At 65.4% G+C, this 17,352-nt stretch carries 18 protein-coding genes; 11 read left to right on the forward strand and 7 right to left on the reverse strand.

The features are described 5' to 3' along the window. Nucleotides 1-586, forward strand: a 586-nt coding sequence (locus tag CC207_RS26430) for an ATP-dependent helicase C-terminal domain-containing protein (protein WP_305880235.1), incomplete at its 5' end; no start/stop codon positions are given. Nucleotides 587-605: 19 nt separating this feature from the next. On the opposite strand, the gene CC207_RS26435 is transcribed toward CC207_RS26430, so the two are convergent. Then, nucleotides 606-1,262 carry a YciC family protein gene (locus CC207_RS26435; RefSeq protein ID WP_028692070.1) on the reverse strand — a complete coding sequence of 219 codons (657 nt, stop codon included), beginning with the start codon at nt 1,260-1,262 and terminating at the stop codon, nt 606-608. 157 nt (nt 1,263-1,419) lie between these two features. Between CC207_RS26435 and CC207_RS26440 the strand changes: the two genes are divergently transcribed. After that, entirely contained in the window at nt 1,420-2,145 is a 726-nt protein-coding gene (locus CC207_RS26440) for a DUF2076 domain-containing protein (RefSeq protein WP_028692069.1), read from the forward strand. Nucleotides 2,146-2,253: 108 nt separating this feature from the next. After that, complete coding sequence (locus CC207_RS26445; protein WP_028692068.1) at nt 2,254-2,733, forward strand: NYN domain-containing protein; 480 nt, start codon at nt 2,254-2,256, stop codon at nt 2,731-2,733. Between the two features lie 41 nt (nt 2,734-2,774). Here the strand turns inward: CC207_RS26445 and CC207_RS26450 are convergent, their stop codons facing one another. Further along, complete coding sequence (locus tag CC207_RS26450) at nt 2,775-3,233, reverse strand: Lrp/AsnC family transcriptional regulator (RefSeq protein WP_028692067.1); 459 nt, start codon at nt 3,231-3,233, stop codon at nt 2,775-2,777. A gap of 153 nt (nt 3,234-3,386) precedes the next feature. Between CC207_RS26450 and yedA the strand changes: the two genes are divergently transcribed. Together yedA and CC207_RS26460 are read left to right on the forward strand one after the other, a co-directional pair. Beyond that, a complete protein-coding gene (gene yedA / locus CC207_RS26455; RefSeq protein ID WP_028692066.1) occupies nt 3,387-4,307 on the forward strand; it encodes a drug/metabolite exporter YedA in 921 nt (306 codons plus the stop codon). A gap of 64 nt (nt 4,308-4,371) precedes the next feature. Further along, nucleotides 4,372-5,703: a DEAD/DEAH box helicase gene (locus CC207_RS26460; protein ID WP_062361989.1), complete on the forward strand. Its 1,332-nt coding sequence runs from the start codon at nt 4,372-4,374 to the stop codon at nt 5,701-5,703. A gap of 34 nt (nt 5,704-5,737) precedes the next feature. On the opposite strand, the gene CC207_RS26465 is transcribed toward CC207_RS26460, so the two are convergent. The 3 genes from CC207_RS26465 to CC207_RS26475 form a co-directional block, all read right to left on the reverse strand. After that, nucleotides 5,738-6,979, reverse strand: coding sequence for a TIGR03862 family flavoprotein (locus CC207_RS26465; protein WP_256582373.1), 1,242 nt, complete (start codon nt 6,977-6,979; stop codon nt 5,738-5,740). A gap of 149 nt (nt 6,980-7,128) precedes the next feature. Then, on the reverse strand, nt 7,129-8,043 hold the full coding sequence (locus CC207_RS26470) for a histone deacetylase (RefSeq protein WP_028692063.1): 915 nt from the start codon (nt 8,041-8,043) through the stop codon (nt 7,129-7,131). 82 nt (nt 8,044-8,125) lie between these two features. Beyond that, the gene (locus tag CC207_RS26475; RefSeq protein WP_062361992.1) at nt 8,126-8,812 is read right to left on the reverse strand and encodes a histidine phosphatase family protein; all 687 of its coding nucleotides are present in this window, start codon (nt 8,810-8,812) and stop codon (nt 8,126-8,128) included. A 167-nt stretch (nt 8,813-8,979) separates the two neighbouring features. Here CC207_RS26475 and CC207_RS26480 point away from each other — a divergent pair, with 167 nt between their 5' ends. The 4 genes from CC207_RS26480 to CC207_RS26495 all read left to right on the forward strand — a co-directional run bounded on the left by CC207_RS26480 (nt 8,980) and on the right by CC207_RS26495 (nt 12,202). Continuing rightward, nucleotides 8,980-9,549 carry a GNAT family N-acetyltransferase gene (locus tag CC207_RS26480; RefSeq protein WP_028692061.1) on the forward strand — a complete coding sequence of 190 codons (570 nt, stop codon included), beginning with the start codon at nt 8,980-8,982 and terminating at the stop codon, nt 9,547-9,549. A 91-nt stretch (nt 9,550-9,640) separates the two neighbouring features. Beyond that, on the forward strand, nt 9,641-10,510 hold the full coding sequence (gene tesB, locus CC207_RS26485; protein WP_062361994.1) for an acyl-CoA thioesterase II: 870 nt from the start codon (nt 9,641-9,643) through the stop codon (nt 10,508-10,510). Continuing rightward, on the forward strand, nt 10,507-11,097 hold the full coding sequence (locus tag CC207_RS26490; RefSeq protein ID WP_028692059.1) for an HAD family hydrolase: 591 nt from the start codon (nt 10,507-10,509) through the stop codon (nt 11,095-11,097). The genes tesB and CC207_RS26490 overlap by 4 nt, the downstream gene beginning before the upstream one ends. A gap of 94 nt (nt 11,098-11,191) precedes the next feature. Further along, nucleotides 11,192-12,202: an NAD(P)-dependent alcohol dehydrogenase gene (locus CC207_RS26495; protein ID WP_028692058.1), complete on the forward strand. Its 1,011-nt coding sequence runs from the start codon at nt 11,192-11,194 to the stop codon at nt 12,200-12,202. 89 nt (nt 12,203-12,291) lie between these two features. On the opposite strand, the gene CC207_RS26500 is transcribed toward CC207_RS26495, so the two are convergent. Next, nucleotides 12,292-13,185, reverse strand: a complete 894-nt coding sequence (locus CC207_RS26500) for a GNAT family N-acetyltransferase (RefSeq protein WP_158216157.1) — start codon at nt 13,183-13,185, stop codon at nt 12,292-12,294. Between the two features lie 139 nt (nt 13,186-13,324). After that, nucleotides 13,325-14,431: a ribosomal protein S18-alanine N-acetyltransferase gene (gene rimI / locus CC207_RS26505; RefSeq protein WP_028692056.1), complete on the reverse strand. Its 1,107-nt coding sequence runs from the start codon at nt 14,429-14,431 to the stop codon at nt 13,325-13,327. Nucleotides 14,432-14,523: 92 nt separating this feature from the next. On the opposite strand from rimI, the gene CC207_RS26510 reads away from it, so the two are divergent. Together CC207_RS26510 and CC207_RS26515 are read left to right on the forward strand one after the other, a co-directional pair. After that, complete coding sequence (locus CC207_RS26510; RefSeq protein ID WP_028692055.1) at nt 14,524-16,110, forward strand: RimK family protein; 1,587 nt, start codon at nt 14,524-14,526, stop codon at nt 16,108-16,110. Nucleotides 16,111-16,122: 12 nt separating this feature from the next. After that, entirely contained in the window at nt 16,123-17,139 is a 1,017-nt protein-coding gene (locus CC207_RS26515; RefSeq protein WP_028692054.1) for a magnesium transporter CorA family protein, read from the forward strand. Nucleotides 17,140-17,352 lie beyond the last annotated feature (213 nt).

Here is a 17,352-nt window from a genome sequence, read left to right on the forward strand (position 1 = left end):
GGGCCTGAACCTGCTGACCTGGACCCCGGAACTGCGCCAGTGGCAGGCCCGCGTCGCGCTGCTGCGTCAGCTGGATCTGGAAAAGGACGGTCGCAGCGAGTGGCCCGATCTGGGCGACGAAGCCTTGCTCGCCAGCCTGGAAGACTGGTTGCAACCTTATCTGGGCAAGGTGTCGCGGCTGAGCCACTTCGCCAACCTGGACCTGCCCTCGATGCTGCGCAACCTGCTGCCCTGGCCGCTGCCCCAGCGTCTGGACGAGATGGCGCCATCGCACCTGGCCGTGCCCTCGGGCTCCAGCATTCGCCTGGATTACAGCGAGCAGCCACCGATCCTTGCCGTGCGCCTGCAGGAGCTGTTCGGCCTGGCCGACACCCCGCGCATTGCCAATGGCCGCCAGCAGGTCAAACTGCACCTGCTGTCACCGGCGCGCCGGCCGGTGCAGGTGACCCAGGACCTGGCCAACTTCTGGCGCACCACCTATGCCGAAGTGAAGAAGGACCTGAAAGGGCGCTATCCCAAGCACTACTGGCCGGACGATCCGCTGGTGGCGGAAGCCACGGCCAGGGCCAAGCCAAGGAAAGCCTGACGCTTGGTGAATGCCGGTCTCAAGCGCCGGCTTCACCTTCGAGCAGCATGAACAGGCGGTACAGCACCACGGTGCTGAACAGCTGCAGGAAGCCGCTGAGACTGTCCAGGGCCAGTTGCACGCCAGGCTGCGGCTCGGGGAACAACTGCAGCAGCAGACCGTCGATCAACCACAATGGCGCCAGCACCGAAAGCATGCAGACCATGATGCGCAGGAAATGCCCAGTGGTCATGCGCGCACTGGTGCGCATCGACTCGATCACCGGCAGGCCGCGCAGCACCAGCAGGTACTCGGCGAACACCAGGTTCACCATGATCCACACGCCGGGGAAGATCAGCAGCGCCAGGCCCGCCATGATCAGCAGCGAGCTGATCACGATCAGCAGGGCCAGCATCGGCCAAAGCTGCAGCGCGCGGGCGAACAGGTCGCGCTTGGCGGTGTCCTGGCCGTTGCTGCGGGTGTCGAGGTAAAGGATCAGTGCCGCGCTATACAGCGGGTAGAACAGCAGGCTGACAAGCATGCCGTAGACCGGCGAGGCCTGCTCGCCCAGCTGGCTGTAGAGCAATTGGGTGCCGAGGGCCTCAAGCACGACCAACGGCAGGCACAGTTGCAGGATGCTCGTCAGGTGACGGCGGAAGAAGTACAGGGAGTCGCGCAGAACGCTCAGCGGATTCATCGGTCAACATCGCATGGCAGAAAAAGCAGGGCGTAACTTTAGCCCAGTCGGCCCGCTTGCTGAAAAAAGTTTCATGGCCCGGACAATTGAATCGCGACATCCGGGCCTCCATCTTTGACGCTGTCCGATGTCCTGTTCAGCGCACGAGGTTGCCCCGATGAACACTGAAGAACAAACCCTGATCGACGGCCTGTTCGGCCGTCTCAAGCAAGCCGAGGACCCGGCCCAGCCGCGCGATGCCCAGGCCCAGGCGCGCATCGAGGAGCACCTGCGCCAGCAGCCGGCGGCGCCTTACTACATGGCCCAGGCGATCCTGGTCCAGGAGGCGGCGATCAAGCGCCTGGACGAGCAGAACAAGCAGCTCGAGGCCGAGCTGCGCCAGGCGCGTGCGCAAGTGGATGCGAGCCGCCCCAGCAGTGGCGGTGGTTTCCTCTCCAGTATCTTCGGCGCGGGAGCCCGCAATCCAGAGCCGCAGCGCCCGGCCGCGCCGCCTACTTCCTCGGGAGGCTGGCGTGAACCGGCGCCCCAGGCGTATGCCCCGCCACCGCAGCAGCAGGGTTTCGGTGCGCCACCCGCGCCGGCGCGCAGCGGCGCCAGCAGCTTTCTCGGTGGCGCCATGCAGACCGCCGCAGGCGTGGCCGGTGGCGTGTTGCTGGCCCAGGGCATCAGCAGCCTGTTCAACCATCACTCGCAGCCTGAAGAAATCGTCGAGGTGATCAAGGAGGAGCCGGCGCCAGCCAGCGACGCTGGCGGCTGGAACGACCAGGACAGCCAGCGTCAGGTGGCGGACAACGGTGGCTGGGGCAATGACCAGGGTGGTTATGCCGATGCCGATTACAGCGGTGACGATGGCGGCTTCTTCTCGGACGACGATTACGTCTGAGGGCTCTGGCATACTGCTGCTTCCTATCGCGGGGCAAGCCCGCTCCCACCATGGCGTGGGAGCGGGCTTGCCCCGCGAGCGTTTACCACTGCCAGTGAGAGGCTCCAGGTGAAGAAAATCGCGCTGTTCGCCGATGTGCAGAACCTCTACTACACGGTTCGCCAAGGTCATGGCTGCCACTTCAACTACGCCGCGCTGTGGGCCGAGGTCAGCCGCGAAGGGCAGATTGTCGAAGCCGTGGCCTATGCCATCGACCGTGGCGACAGCAAGCAGCAGCAGTTCCAGCAGATCCTGCGCAACCTGGGGTTCGAGGTGCGCCTGAAACCCTTCATCCAACGCGCCGATGGCTCGGCCAAGGGCGATTGGGACGTGGGCATCACCCTCGATGTCATCGAGGCGGCGGCGCGGGTCGACCAAGTGGTGCTGGCCTCGGGCGACGGTGATTTTGACTTGTTGCTGGAGCGAGCGATGCAACGCCATGGCGTGGAAACCGTCGTATACGGTGTGCCGGGCTTGACCGCGTTGTCGGTGATCCGCGCCGCAAACCGTTACGTGCCTATCGAAGGCCGGCTACTGCTGCGCCACTGATCTGTGATGCTGCGAGCCGCGCACGTATAAGGGAGTGGGCTTCAGCCTTTCTTGCCGTTGCTGTCCAGATGCCCCAGCGGCACCCGTCGCGCCACCGCGCTCGACAGGATGATCGACGTCTTTGTGAAGCCCAACTGAGATACGCGGTTGATCAGCGCCTCCAGCTCGCCCATCGAGGTGACGGCCGCCTGCATGATCACGCACGGGTCGCCGGTCACCCGATGGCATTCGGTGAGTTCGGGGATTTTCTCCAGGGCCTCGTAGGCCTGCTGATTGCCATGGCTGGCCAGGCGCAGTTCCATCACGCACTGGATCGGCAGGCCGATCTTCTCCAGGTCGACCTTGGCCGTGTAGCCGCTGATCACGCCGCAGGCCTCAAGCTTGGCCACCCGCTCGGCCACTGCCGGGGCCGAGAGATTGACCTGGCGCGCCAACTGCGCGTATGTGGCCCGCCCGTTTTCCAGCAGGGCGGCGAGGAGCATGCGGTCGTACTTGTCCATGGGGACTCCTGCTGACTTTGTAATCGATTGGAAAGGCGCCACATAACCATGCATTACAAAGTGTTTCGGTATTTTAAACGTGTTTTGTAACTTAAGTTTGCGCCTGGGCCTTTCTAAACTAATCCACCCGTAAACGGATTTCGAGCCCTTGCCATGTCCTCCTCCCGTCGCTTCCCGTTGTTGCTTGTCGGCGCCTTTCTCGCCCTGTACCTGGTCTGGGGCTCGACCTATCTGTTTATCCGCATCGGCGTGGAATCCTGGCCGCCAATGTTGATGGCCGGGGTGCGTTTCCTGATTGCCGGCAGCCTGTTGTACGGCTTTCTGCGCTGGCGCGGCGCACCTGCGCCGACCTGGCCTCAGTGGCGTGCGGCCGGAGCGATCGGTTTCCTGCTGCTCAGTTGCGGCAACGGCGGGGTGACCCTGGCCGAGCACGCCGGGGTCGCCTCGGGCGTGGCGGCACTGGCGGTGGCCACGGTGCCGCTGTTCACCCTGGTGTTCGGCCTGTTCTTCGGCCATCGCAACTCGCGCCTGGAGTGGGCGGGGATCGCTCTTGGGCTGGTCGGCATCGGCATGCTCAACATGGGTTCGAACCTGCAGGCCAGCCCCATGGGCGCGGCGCTGATCCTGTTCGCCGCGGCGGCCTGGGCCTTCGGTTCGGTGTGGAGCAAGAGCCTGCCACTGCCCCAGGGCCCGATGGCCAGCGCCGCTGAAATGCTGGTGGGCGGTGCCGCGCTGCTGATCGGCAGCGCCGTCAGCGGCGAGCGCCTGACTCAGATGCCCACCGCCGCTGGCTGGGGCGCGCTGGCTTACCTGGTGTTCTTTGGCTCGATCCTGGCGTTCAGTTCCTACATGTACCTGCTCAAGCACGTGCGTCCGGCGGCGGCCACCAGCTATGCCTACGTCAACCCTGCGGTGGCGGTGCTGCTGGGGATCGTCTTCGCAGGCGAGCAGATCGGCGCCGAGGAATGCGTGGCGATGGCGGTGATCATCGGCGCGGTAGTGCTGATCGGCCTGCCGCAGTGGCGCAAGGCGCCGGAGTCGCCCGTGCCGCTTAAAGAAGGGGTGTGCAAGTAAATACCGGCCACCGTGGCACTGGGGTAAACTTGCCGCCTTCGCTGAACCCCCTGACGGTATTGCCATGAATTTCGCCCAACTCGGCCTGATTGAACCGCTGCTGCGCACCCTGCAGACGCTGGACTACACCACGCCCACCCCGGTCCAGGCCAAGGCCATCCCCGCCGTGCTCGCCGGCCGCGACCTGATGGCCGCCGCCCAGACCGGCACCGGCAAGACCGCCGGCTTCGCCCTGCCGGTGCTGCAGCGCCTGGCGCTGGAAGGGGAGAAGGTCGCCAGCAACTCGGTGCGTGCGCTGGTGCTGGTGCCGACCCGCGAACTGGCCGAGCAGGTCCACGCCAACGTGCGTGAGTACGCCGAGAACCTGCCACTGTCCACCTACGCGGTGTACGGCGGCGTCAGCATCAACCCGCAGATGATGCGCCTGCGCCGCGGCGTCGACCTGCTGGTGGCCACCCCGGGCCGTCTGCTCGACCTGTTCCGCCAGAACGCCATCAAGTTCGGCCAGGTGCAGACCCTGGTGCTCGACGAAGCCGACCGCATGCTCGACCTGGGCTTCGCCGAGGAGCTGCAGGCGGTGTATGCGGCGTTGCCGCGCAAGCGCCAGACGCTGCTGTTCTCCGCCACTTTCTCCGACCAGATCCGCCTGCTCGCGGGCCTGGCGCTGAACGACCCGCTGAGCATCGAAGTCAGCCCGCGAAATGCCGCTGCCAACACGGTCAAGCAATGGCTGGTGCCGGTGGACAAGAAGCGCAAGGCCGACTTGTTCTGCCACCTGCTGCGCAAGCAGCGCTGGAAGCAGGTGCTGGTGTTCGCCAAGACCCGCAATGGCGTGGACCAACTGGTCGAGCGCCTGCTAGCCGAAGGCGTGAACGCCGACGGCATCCACGGCGATCGCCCGCAGGCTACCCGCCAGCGCGCCCTGGACAGCTTCAAGGCCCGTGAGGTCCAGGTGCTGGTGGCCACCGACGTGGCCGCCCGCGGCCTGGATATCGATGACTTGCCACTGGTGGTCAACCTCGACCTGCCGATCGTCGCCGAGGACTATGTGCACCGTATCGGCCGCACCGGCCGCGCGGGCAACAAGGGCGAGGCGATCTCGCTGGTGTGCGCCGACGAGGTGCAACTGCTGGCATCGATAGAGACCCTGATCCGCCAGGTGCTGCCGCGCCATGAGGAGCCGGACTTCATCCCCGATCACCGGGTGCCGGTGACCGACGCCAGTGGCCAGGTGCTGAAGAAACCGAAGAAACCCAAGAAGCCGAAAGAGAACAGTGCCAAGCGCGGCCTAGGGCGTTGGATGGACAGCGAGGAGGCGGGGGCTTCGGCACCGGCGGTCAAGGCGGTGCGCAAGGTGCCGAGCTTTGGCGGCAAGCCTGGCAAGCGCAAACCTTGAAGTCACCGGGGCTGCGTAGCAGCCCCGGCATTGCTCAGGCCAGGCGCGCCAGCCAATTCGCCGCCGCATTTCCCGCCCGCAAACCACTGGCGAAACACGCCGTCAGCAGGTAGCCCCCAGTCGGCGCTTCCCAATCCAGCATCTCGCCCGCGCAGAAGACCCCAGGCAGGTTGCGCACCATCAGCCCTTCATCCAACCCTTCGAAGCGCACGCCACCGGCACTGCTGATCGCCTCGTCCAATGGCCGGGTCCGCACCAGCATGATCGGCAACGCCTTGATCGCCGCCGCCAGGCGCTCGGGGTCGGCAAAGGTCGCCTGGTCGGTCAGCTCGCGCAACAAGGCCGCCTTTACACCGTCGATCCCCAACTGGCCGTGCAGGTGCTTGGCCATCGAGCGCGATCCCCTGGGCTTGGCCAGGGCCTGTGCAATCTTGTCCACAGGCCGGTCCGGCAGCAGGTCGAGCAGCAGCGTCGCCCGCCCGTCGCGTTCGATCGCTTCGCGCAGCGCCGCCGACCAGGCATACACCAGGCTGCCCTCCACCCCTTGGGCGGTGAGGATGAATTCGCCCTTGCGCGAGGCGGTGCCGGGCATGCCGAGGGCGATGTTCTTCAGCGGGGCGCCGGCGAACTTGTCCTTGAGCAGATCGCTCCAACCCTCGACCTCGAAACCGCAGTTGCTCGCCCGCAGCGCAGAGATATCCACACCCCGCTCAGCCAGCAGCGGCACCCAGGCGCCGTCCGAGCCCAGGCGCGCCCAGCTGCCGCCACCCAGGGCCAGTATCACGGCATCGGCCCGTACCTGCAGCTCGCCTTGTGGATAACTCATCCGCAGGGCGCCTTCGGCTGTCCAGCCCAGCCAGCGGTGCCGGGTGTGGATAACCACGCCGGACTCGCGCAGGCGCTTGAGCCAGGCGCGCAGCAGTGGCGCGGCCTTCATGTCGCGAGGGAACACGCGGCCCGAGGTGCCGACGAAGGTTTCGATGCCCAGGCCGTGAATCCACTGGCGCAGGGCCTGGCCATCGAAGTCGCGCAGCAGGGTGTCGATATCGCCCTGGCGCGCGCCGTAGCGGCCGACGAAGGCGGGGTAGGGCTCGGAATGGGTGATGTTCATGCCACCGACGCCGGCCAGCAGGAACTTGCGGCCCACCGAGGGCATGGCGTCGAACACTTGCACCGCCATCCCGCGCCGGGCCAGGGTCTCGGCGGCCATCAGGCCGGCAGGGCCGCCGCCGATCACGGCGACAAGGGGGCTGTAAGCGAGGCGGGGATCGTTCATGGCGGGCGACAGGCTGTGGAAAAGGCCGCGCATTCTACCTCAGCGGGGCCTGCCACGACACAGCTCAAAAAACGATCAATTCTCTGCAGCTCAGGAAGCTAAAGGGCTGGAGCGGCTTTCCCGCAGGTTATCCACAAGCGGTTCCACAGTCATTGTGAACAACCGAGCACCCGCGCCGCGCTGTGGTGGAGGATACCGTGGCGCCGGGCGAGGGCTTCGCGGTCCTTGCTGTAGCCGCCGCCGATCACGCCCACCACCGGGATGTCGCGGCCCAGGCACTGGCGCAACACGTGTTCGTCGCGGGCGGCCAGGCCTGCGTCAGTCAGGTTCAGATAGCCCAGGGCGTCGTCCTTGTGCACATCGACGCCGGCGTCGTACAGCACCAGGTCGGGCTGGTACAGCGGCAGCAGGTAGTTCAGCGCGTCCTCGACCACCTTGAGGTAGGCGCTGTCGTGCATGCCGCGGGGCAGGGGGATGTCCCAGTCGCTCTGGGCCTTGCGTGCCGGGAAGTTCTGCTCGCAGTGCAGTGACACGGTGATCGCTTCCGGAGTGTCCTGGAGCATGCGCGCGGTACCGTCGCCCTGGTGCACGTCGCAGTCGAAGATCAGCACCCGGTGCACGCGACCGGCCTCCAGCAAATAACGGCTGATCACCGCCAGGTCGTTGAAGATGCAGAAACCGGCCGGGTGGTCATAGTGGGCGTGATGGGTGCCGCCGGCCAGGTGGCAGGCGATGCCGTGTTGCAGCGCCTGCTCGGCGGTCAACAGCGAACCGCCCACGGCGCGCACGGTGCGCCGGGCCAGGGCTTCGCTCCAGGGCAGGCCGAGGCGGCGCTGGTCCTCGCGGGACAATTCGCCGTTCATGTAGCGCTCGATGTAGTCGCGGTCATGGGCCAGGGCGAGGATGTCGTTGGGGCAGATCTCCGGGCGCAGCAAGGCGGCGTCGGTGGTCAGGCCGCTGTCCACCAAGTGGTCGCGCAACAGGCGGAACTTGTCCATCGGGAAGCGATGGTCCGGCGGGAACTCCGGGCTGTAGTCGTCGTGGTAGATCAGCGGCAGGGGCATGGTGTCGACGCGATGGGGGCGAGCACCGATCTTGCCAGCTTTGGTGGCTCCGATGCCAACCGAATCTGGGCCTGCTATTCGCTCATTGACCTGCCGATGCCAGCACCCTCTGCCAGTCCGGCTCGTTCATCCGCCCGAGGATCCGCGCCTTGCCGTTGCCATCCACCGACACGAACAGCGCACTGACGTAGCCGCTCTCCCGTTCGCCGCCCGGTACATGCTGCTGGCGGGCGAAGTGATCGATGCAACCGTTGTGAGTCACCAGCACCAGGTTGTGCCCGGGCCGTTTGCGGGCCATGGCCTCGGCCGGGAACGGGTGCTCGCAGCGCTCCAGCCAGTCTTCGCTGGTCACGGCCTGGCCGAGGATGAAGTGCGCGGTCTGGCGGGTGCGCAGCTTCGGGCTGCTAAGCAGGTCGGCGCCGGCCAACCCCAGTTGCTGCAGGCCCTGGCCGACCCGTTGCGCCGCCTGGCTGCCGGACACGGTGATGCCGGTCGGATCGTCCAGGCACGGCCCAGGGGCACTGTCGCAGCGTTCGGCGTGGCGGATCATCACGATCACCGCACCTTCCTTCCAATCCTGCAGCAGGCCGCTGTCGCTCAACTGTTGCTCGTTGCCAAGGTTCACGATGTGCGTCCTCGTCGCTAGCCAGGTGCTGGCCCCGGCCAGTGCCAGGAGCAGGCCGATGGCGGCGCCGACCGCGGTGCGCGAGCGGCGGCGTTTGCGGGGGGCCAGCAGGGCCGGATTGTGCAGGGTGTTGCTGGGGTGCATGCGTCACTCCGATGGCAGTGCGGCGTCGACGAAGGCCGCGGTAGGTGCCGGCATTGTGCGAAGCGGCCTGTCGGGGGGCGGTGAAGCCGATGTGAAAAAAGCATCGGTTGACTGATGCGCGCGGCCTACGCTGTACACTGCCAGACCGTGATTTCGGAGCCGTGCCCATGACCCCCCTTCTCGAACTGGAAAGTCCGCGCCTGGTGTTGCGCCAATGGCAGGACGACGACCTGCGCGAGTTCGCTGCCCTGTGCGCCGACCCGCAGGTGATGCGCTACTTCCCCGCGCCGATGACCCGGGTCGAGGCGGCGGCGCTGATTGGCCGGATCCGTGGCCATTTCAACGAGTACGGCTTTGGCCTGTGGGCCCTGGAGCGCAAGGACAGCGGCGCCTTCATCGGCATGACCGGCCTGCTCCACGTCAACTTCGACGCCCCGTTCGGCCCGGCGGTCGAGATCGGCTGGCGCCTGGCCCGCCGCCACTGGGGGCTGGGCTTCGCCAGCGAGGCGGCCTGGGCCTGCCTGCGCTGTGCCTTCGCCCAGTTGCACCTGGACGAGGTGGTGTCGTTCACCACCGAGGGCAATCTGCCGTCGCAGAAGGTGATGCAAGCCATTGGCATGGTCCAGGACCTGGCGGGCAGCTTCGAGCATCCGCGCCTGCCCGTCGGCGATCCACTGCGCCCCCATGTGCTGTACCGCATCGACCGTGATCGCTGGCAACAGAACCTGCGCGGCTGAATAGGTCGCCATTCGTACGACGGGACGAACGGCAAAACCCTGTATCATTCGCCGGTATAACCGCGCCGTATTGCCTTGCCAGGAGAACCCCATGAGCCATGTACTCGACGATCTGGTCGACTTGCTGAGCCTCGAGTCCATCGAGGAGAACCTGTTCCGCGGACGCAGCCAGGACCTGGGCTTCCGCCAGCTGTACGGTGGCCAGGTGCTCGGCCAGTCGCTGTCGGCGGCCAGCCAGACGGTCGAGGACGCCCGCCATGTGCATTCGCTGCACGGTTACTTCCTGCGCCCGGGCGATGCCAGCATGCCGGTGGTCTATTCGGTGGACCGTGTGCGCGACGGCGGCAGCTTCAGCACCCGGCGGGTCACGGCGATCCAGAAGGGCCAGCCGATCTTCACCTGCAGCGCGTCGTTCCAGTACGACGAGGAGGGTTTCGAGCATCAGGCGCAGATGCCGGACGTTGTAGGCCCGGAAAACCTGCCCAGCGAAGTCGAGCTGGCCAGCGCCATGGCCGACAAGCTGCCCGAGCGCATCCGCGAAAAGGTGCTGTGCGCCAAGCCCATCGAGATCCGCCCGGTCACCGAGCGCGATCCGTTCGATCCCAAGCCCGGCGAGCCGATCAAGTACGCCTGGTTCCGTGCCGACGGCAACCTCCCGGACATCCCGGCGCTGCACAAGTACCTGCTGGCCTACGCCTCGGACTTCGGCCTGCTGACCACCTCCCTGCTGCCCCATGGCAAGTCGGTGTGGCGCAAGGACATGCAGATCGCCAGCCTCGACCATTCGCTGTGGTTCCACCGCAACCTGCGCGCCGACGAGTGGCTGCTGTACGCCACCGACAGCCCTTGGGCCGGCAATGCCCGTGGCTTCTGCCGTGGCAGCATCTTCAACCGCGCCGGGCAACTGGTGGCCTCGTCCACCCAGGAAGGCCTGATCCGCCATCGCAAGGACTGGGCATGAGCCTCCGGGATATTCGCCACTGGGTATTCGACATGGATGGCACCCTGACGGTCGCCGTGCATGACTTCGCGGCCATCCGCGAGGCGCTCGACATTCCGTCCGACCACGACATCCTCACCCACCTGGCCGCCTTGCCGGCGGAGGAGGCGGCGGCCAAGCATGCCTGGCTGCTGGAGCACGAACGCGACCTGGCGATCGCCTCCAAGGCCGCGCACGGCGCGGTGGAGTTGGTGCGTGAGCTGGCCGGGCGTGACTGCCGGCTGGCCATCCTCACCCGCAATGCCCGCGAACTGGCCCATGTCACCCTCGAGGCCATCGGCCTGGCTGACTGCTTCCCGGTCGAGCATATTCTGGGGCGCGACGAGGCGGCGCCCAAGCCCAGCCCTGACGGGCTGCTGCAGATCGCCAGGGCCTGGGGCGTGAGCCCCGCTGAGATGGTGATGGTCGGTGACTACCGCTTCGACCTGGACTGCGGCCGGGCCGCAGGCACCCGCACTGTATTGGTCAACCTGCCGGACAACCCATGGCCGCAGTTGGCCGACTGGCATGCGGCCGATTGCCGGGCGCTGAGGGCGTTGCTCGGCTGACATCCCTCATGCCCTGCGCGCTCCCTCTGAGCGGCCTTGTGCCGCGAAAGGGCTAAGCTGCACTGCACCTTTTGCCACGATGGAGACCTCACCCATGAACACCAAGGCCCTTTATGTCCTGCCCGGCGGCGGCTACGACAAGGTCCAGGTCGGCACTTGCGAAACCGCCGCGCCCAAGGCCGGCGAGATCACCGTGCGCCTGCATGCCAGCTCCCTCAACTATCACGATTTCGCCGTGGTCAGCGGCATGTGGGGGCCGAGCGAGCGGCGCATTCCCATGGCTGACGGTGCCGGCGAAGTGGTCGCGGTGGGCGCCGGGGTCAGCGAGTTCCAGGTCGGCGATGCGGTGGTCAGCACCTTCTTCCCCGACTGGCTCGATGGTCAGGCACTGGTCGAGGGTTTTGCCAGCGTGCCGGGCGACGGCATCGACGGCTATGCCCGTGAACAGGTGACCGCCCGGGCCAGCTCCTTCACCCTGGCGCCCAGGGGCTACAGCCATGCCGAGTCGGCGACCCTGACCACCGCCGGCCTCACCGCCTGGCGCGCCTTGATGGGCGATGACCACCTCAAGCCCGGCGACAGCGTGCTGGTGCAGGGTACCGGCGGCGTGTCGATCTTCGCCCTGCAGTTCGCCAAGCTGGCCGGCGCCATGGTGATCGCCACCTCGTCCAGCGATGCCAAGCTGGAGCGTCTCAAGGCACTGGGCGCGGATCACCTGATCAACTACAAGACCACGCCCGCCTGGGGCGAGAAGGTTCGTGCGCTGACCGGCGGACGCGGTGTGGACCATGTGATCGAAGTCGGCGGCCCGGCCACGCTGGAGCAGTCGATGGTTGCCGCCCGGATCGGCGGGCATGTGTCGCTGATCGGCATCCTCACCGGCGTGGCCGGGCAGTTGCCGCTGGTGCAGGCGCTGGTGCGGCAGATTCGCCTGCAGGGCGTGCTGGTAGGCAGCCGCGCTCAGCAGCAGGCGATGGTTCGCGCTATCGACGCCAATGGCCTGCGGCCGGTGGTGGACAAGCATTTCGAGCTGGAGCAGATGGTCGAGGCCTTCAAGTACCAGGAGAGCAACAGGCATTTCGGCAAGATCTGCCTGACCTGGTGACGCTCTCCCCAAGGTGTTGGAGTGAGCAAGCGCCTGGTTTGGTGTGGGGCGGGGGCGCGTCGATGCTCCCACGCAGCCCCAATACCCTTTCAGGTGTGGGACAGCAGCGGAAACATCAGCACCTGTCCATCGACATAGGTTTTCGATGCACCCCAGACGAACAGTGCATCATCGTTATCCACAACCCGCGCCGCGAAGCCCTCGCTGCTCAGCGGCGCAAACCCCAGCAGCACCTCCCGGGTCGTTGCCCTGACCAGTTCGGCCACCACATCGGCCAGCACCAGTTCGCGCTCGCAGAATACATCCACCAGCACCATCCGTTCGCCGTCGTGCTCCACCACCACGTATGCCTCGTGTCTTGAGGAATGGAACAAGGCTTCTCGGTAGGGGCCGTCACAGTAGAACATTGTCAACGGTACATTCGGCACGAGGCTCAACCGTGCCTGTGGGCAACTCTTCATTACCGCTGCCATGAAGTGTTCACGTTGTGTGCTGTCGCCAAGATCCACAGGATGGAACGTGCTGACTTCAGGGGGCGTCGACCTGGCTTGGAAATATTCGTGTTCGATCACCCGGCGGAAGCCGAACCGGGGATAGAGATCCAGCACGGTGCTATTGGCGAACAGGTACAACAGGTCACATTTACCTGCCCAACGCTCTACAAGCACTTCCATCAGGTAGCGGCTGTAGCCACGGCCTTGTGCCGCAGGCGCTGTCATCACCGTGCCGATCTGCACACAACGCAGAGGCTGGCCATCGAGGGTGAAGTCGAGCAGGTTGGCCGAGGCGTTGGCCAGCATTTTCCCGCTGCGAACCAGTGAGCACGGCTGGTTGTCTTCTTGCCAGAAGCCAGCCTGGTACCAATCTTCGAAGTCGAAGCCGTAGGTCTGACGGGTGAGGGCATTGAGTTCGGCGCGCAGGTGCGGGTCGTCGCGATAGTGCTCGACTTGCGCGAGGGAGGGGTCGTCGGCGAGGAGTGCCATGGCGTCCATACCTGTCCGTAAATTGAGGGTGAACGTTAACCGTTGCGCGGATGAAAAGTTGTAAGGGTTTGTGCCATCGCGGTCGGCGGCAGGCGCGGAAAGGTGGCCGCCCGCACCGAGGTCAGGGGGTGGTCTCTGTTTACACCGCAGTTTCACCCCCTGCATACACCACCACCGCCGCCCGCAACTTGCGCCCGCCGAACAGGCTCATGCGCTGGAACGCCTGGTGGCTGACCGGCAGGTGCTGGCAGTCCAGGGCCTGGCGGTGACGAGCGTGGTCGGTGTCGGGATCGTGCAGGTAGACGAAGTCGTCGTCGCAGGCGGTGACCAGCACCCAGTGCGGTGCCTTGCTGCCGGTCAGCCGGTAGTTGCTGATCAGCACCAGCGCCAGGCCGCCTTCGGCCAGCACCCGAGGCAGGTTGGGCGCCTGACGCGCGATGACCACGTCGCTGTCCTGCAACTCGGCGCAGAAGTCCTCATGGACCAGGCGCATGACCTCCTTCTTGCCGGGCTGGCGCACACCGTCGAGAAACAGCGGCCCTTCGGTATTGAGCAGCAGCCGTACGCGAAAGCCCCGGCGCCAGGCGGCCAGGGCCAGGCCATGGGGGCTGCAACCGCCGTGACCGGAGGTCATGAACACGGTGGTCGCCTCGCGCCACAGGCGCAGTTCCTCGCGCCGGCTTGGCGGGCGCAGCGGTTGCAGGGCGGCCATGGCCATCAGCAGGCAGGCCGGGCCGCAGGTGAAGTCGGTGGTCTGGGCGTAGTAGGGGACCAAGCGCGTCTCGCCCGCCGGGTGCGGGAGGATGCGCTTCTCGTAACGCAGGGCGCTGGTGTGGTCCTCGTAGTAGTCATCGACCAGGGCAAAGCGGCGATAGCCATGGCGTTCATACAGGGCGATGGCCTTGGGGTTGTCGGTGCGTACCTCAAGACGCAGGTAGGCGCGGTCATGCTCCAGGGCGCAGCGCTCGGCCTGTTCCAGCAGCCTGGCACCAAGGCCATGGCCACGCGCCTGTTCGGCAATGGCGATGGAATACAGCCGGGCCAGCGAGGTGCCACGGTGGAAGAGTAACAGCGCATACCCCATCAACTGGCCGTCGCGTTGCGCCACCAGCAGGCTGGCGTTGGCGTGGGACAGCATCCAGCGAAAGCTGCGCGGGGTCAGCCGGTCGAGCGCGAAGCACTGGTTCTCCAGCGCCAGCAGGGCCGGCAGGTCGTCAACAGTTGCCAGGCGAAATTCGATGTGCATAGGGCCGCCGTAAAAGTTGCGTAATGAAACGGGACATCCGAAAAACTTCGTGCTTAATAGAAGCCGTGTCTACCCAACACAGGGCTTAAAATATGTCATCGTTTCAGGAACCCTTACCTGGCTGGCCCGGGGAAAGTTCACACTCACGTACGGCTGGTGTTATTTATCCACTGACCCTGGATAACAAGTCAAGTCAGCTGGTTATCATCGTGGAGCGGCGTGAGGACTGGGCTTCGTACCTGCCCAGCGAGGATGTCGTGACGGCCCAGGAATACCTGGAGGCCCCACGCGAAGCCGATAACGGCAAGCGTGTCCAGGTAATAAACCTATGCCGTAATTATAAGTATCTAGGCCACGGTTACTATTGTTCGTTGTTGGCCGAGGCGCGCGGACATAAAGTCATTCCTTCGGTCAGAAGTATCAGTGAATTGACCCGCAAGTCGTTATATGGATTGGCCCTGGACGACATGGCGCGCAGCTTGGAAAGTGCCCTGGCCAATCACCCCTACGGCGAAACCGAAGGGTTCACCCTGACCCTGTATTTCGGCCGTACCGATCTGGAACCGCTGCAAGACATTGCCCGCCAGCTGTTCGAAAGCTTCCCGTGCCCGATCCTGCTGGTGGAGTTCCGCAAGACCAGCACCTGGCATATCGCCGGGGTCAAGGTCGGCGCGCTGCACAAGTTGCGTGAAGACCAGCAGGACCCCTTCGCCAATGCCCTCGATGGCTTCAGCCGGCGGATCTGGCGTCAACCGCGCTCGCGGCGGGTGGCGCGCTACGACCTGGCGATCCTCCACGACCCTGATGAGGCGCTGCCGCCGTCGAACCCCAAGGCGCTGGAGCACTTCATTCGCGCCGGTCGCCAGCTCGGGGTCGACGTCGAGCTGATCGGCAAGAAGGACTACGCCCGCCTGGCCGAATACGACGCGCTGCTGATCCGCGAGACCACCAGCGTCGACAACCACACCTATCGCTTTGCCAAGAAGGCCGAGAGCGAAGGGCTGGTGGTGATGGACGACCCGGCGTCGATCCTGCGCTGCACCAACAAGGTCTACCTGACCGACCTGTTGCGCAGTCATCGCCTGGCCATGCCGGCCAGCGAAATCCTCTACCGCGACAACCCTCAGGCGCTGGAAGGTATTGGCGAGCGGCTGGGCTTTCCACTGGTGCTGAAGATCCCTGACGGCTGTTTCTCGCGGGGCGTGATCAAGGTCAAGGACGCCGCCGAACTCCAGGCCGCCACCGCCGAACTGTTCGAGCACTCGGTGCTGCTACTGGCCCAGGAATACCTCTACACCGAATACGACTGGCGCATCGGCGTGCTCAACCGCAAGCCGATCTTCGCCTGCCAGTACTTCATGTCCAAGGGCCACTGGCAGATCTTCAACCATCAGGCCCAGCGCGACGAGGTCAACGGCGAATGCCGCACTCTGGCTGTGCACGAAGCGCCACGCGCGGTGGTGGATCTGGCGGTGAAGGCCGCCAATCTGATCGGCGATGGCCTGTACGGCGTCGACCTCAAGCAGGTCGGTGACCGGGTGGTGGTGATCGAGGTCAACGACAACCCCAACCTCGACGCCGGCATCGAGGACGCCTACCTGCACGACGACCTCTACACCCTGGTGCTGGAGGAATTCATCCGCCGCCTGGAGCAGAAGCGCCGGGGGCAAGCCTGGTAACGAGGTGCTGGCATGATCGAAAGCTACAGCCTGGCCCATGGTCAGTTGCGCAAGCGCGAGGGGCTCGATCGCGAGGTGCTGCTGTTCGTCGAACCGGACAGTGCCGAGCGTGAGCTGCTGCAGGCCTGGTTCCACCTGGATGCCCATGCCCTGGCTTCGGCGCTGGATCCGGACGAGGTGTCGCGTATCGAATTGCATCGCGATGGCCTGTTCCTGATCTGGAAGCGTCCGCAGAGCTACACCGGTGGCGACAGCTTCGCCTTCCAGGTGTCCTCGTTCGGCATGCTGATGGTCGACGGCCACCTGGTGCTGATCGCCCCGGATGCCTCCCTGCTCGATGGCCTCGGGCAGCGCCATGCGCTGCACGATCCGATGGATGTGCTGCTGGCCATCCTGCTGGACAACCTGCATCACTACCTGGGGCACCTGAAGGTGATCAAGATGGTCGCCCGCGAGCTGCAGCAACGCTTCGAGCAATCGCTGGAGAACCACCACCTGATGCAGATGTTCAACCTCAGCGAGAGCCTGATTCACTACATCAACGCCATCCACAGCAATGGCGCGGTGCTCTCGCGCCTGCGCGCCCATGGCGAGAAGCGCCATTTCAACCCTGAGGTGCTGGCGCTGATCGACGACCTGGTCATCGAGAACGACCAGTGCCACAAGCAGGCCGAGATCTACTCGACGGTGTTCGCGGGCTTGATGGACGCCCGTGGCAACCTGGCCAACAACGCGATGAACGAGACTCTGCGCAAGCTCACCCTGATCAACGTGGTGTTCCTGCCGCTGAACCTGATCGCCAGCATTGGCGGCATGTCCGAGTTCAGCATGATGACCGCGGGCGTGCCCTGGTGGCTGGCCTATGCCTTGCTGGTGCTGGCGATGGTGCTGCTGGGCGTGCTCATGGTGCTGGCGCTCAAGCGTCTGGCCCGGGGGCGTCGCCCTGTCGCGTCCCCTGCGCAAACCGAGCGCCCTGCTGTGCGGCCCACCCCTTCATTCCCTGGAATCGCCAGTTGGAGAACACCATGAGCAATCTGCAGATCGGCCTGATGATCGTCACGGTGATCGTGGTGTTCGCGGTGGTGAACTTCTACTGGCACTACCGGCGTGACCGCGACTGACGCAAACAGGCACGTCCGGGGGCTTGACTGACGTGCGTGGGCACGCGGTGTCGTGATCGAACAGTTGTCTGACGTTTTCGAGCATTTTGCTCGCGCCGCGCACGGCTTAAAGTGAAGCCCG

Origin of the sequence: Pseudomonas sp. DrBHI1 (assembly GCF_002205115.1) — a bacterium.
Lineage (GTDB): Bacteria > Pseudomonadota > Gammaproteobacteria > Pseudomonadales > Pseudomonadaceae > Aquipseudomonas > Aquipseudomonas mosselii.

Excerpts from the sequence above, each read along its gene's own strand:
- CC207_RS26435 (WP_028692070.1), bottom strand. The coding sequence starts at position 1,262 with ATGAATCCGCTGAGCGTTCTGCGCGACTCCCTGTACTTCTTCCGCCGT.
- CC207_RS26440 (WP_028692069.1), top strand. The coding sequence starts at position 1,420 with ATGAACACTGAAGAACAAACCCTGATCGACGGCCTGTTCGGCCGTCTC.
- CC207_RS26450 (WP_028692067.1), bottom strand. The coding sequence starts at position 3,233 with ATGGACAAGTACGACCGCATGCTCCTCGCCGCCCTGCTGGAAAACGGG.
- yedA (WP_028692066.1), top strand. The coding sequence starts at position 3,387 with ATGTCCTCCTCCCGTCGCTTCCCGTTGTTGCTTGTCGGCGCCTTTCTC.
- CC207_RS26460 (WP_062361989.1), top strand. The coding sequence starts at position 4,372 with ATGAATTTCGCCCAACTCGGCCTGATTGAACCGCTGCTGCGCACCCTG.
- CC207_RS26465 (WP_256582373.1), bottom strand. The coding sequence starts at position 6,979 with ATGAACGATCCCCGCCTCGCTTACAGCCCCCTTGTCGCCGTGATCGGC.
- CC207_RS26470 (WP_028692063.1), bottom strand. The coding sequence starts at position 8,043 with ATGCCCCTGCCGCTGATCTACCACGACGACTACAGCCCGGAGTTCCCG.
- CC207_RS26475 (WP_062361992.1), bottom strand. The coding sequence starts at position 8,812 with ATGCACCCCAGCAACACCCTGCACAATCCGGCCCTGCTGGCCCCCCGC.
- CC207_RS26480 (WP_028692061.1), top strand. The coding sequence starts at position 8,980 with ATGACCCCCCTTCTCGAACTGGAAAGTCCGCGCCTGGTGTTGCGCCAA.
- tesB (WP_062361994.1), top strand. The coding sequence starts at position 9,641 with ATGAGCCATGTACTCGACGATCTGGTCGACTTGCTGAGCCTCGAGTCC.
- CC207_RS26490 (WP_028692059.1), top strand. The coding sequence starts at position 10,507 with ATGAGCCTCCGGGATATTCGCCACTGGGTATTCGACATGGATGGCACC.
- CC207_RS26495 (WP_028692058.1), top strand. The coding sequence starts at position 11,192 with ATGAACACCAAGGCCCTTTATGTCCTGCCCGGCGGCGGCTACGACAAG.
- CC207_RS26500 (WP_158216157.1), bottom strand. The coding sequence starts at position 13,185 with ATGGCACTCCTCGCCGACGACCCCTCCCTCGCGCAAGTCGAGCACTAT.
- rimI (WP_028692056.1), bottom strand. The coding sequence starts at position 14,431 with ATGCACATCGAATTTCGCCTGGCAACTGTTGACGACCTGCCGGCCCTG.
- CC207_RS26510 (WP_028692055.1), top strand. The coding sequence starts at position 14,524 with ATGTCATCGTTTCAGGAACCCTTACCTGGCTGGCCCGGGGAAAGTTCA.
- CC207_RS26515 (WP_028692054.1), top strand. The coding sequence starts at position 16,123 with ATGATCGAAAGCTACAGCCTGGCCCATGGTCAGTTGCGCAAGCGCGAG.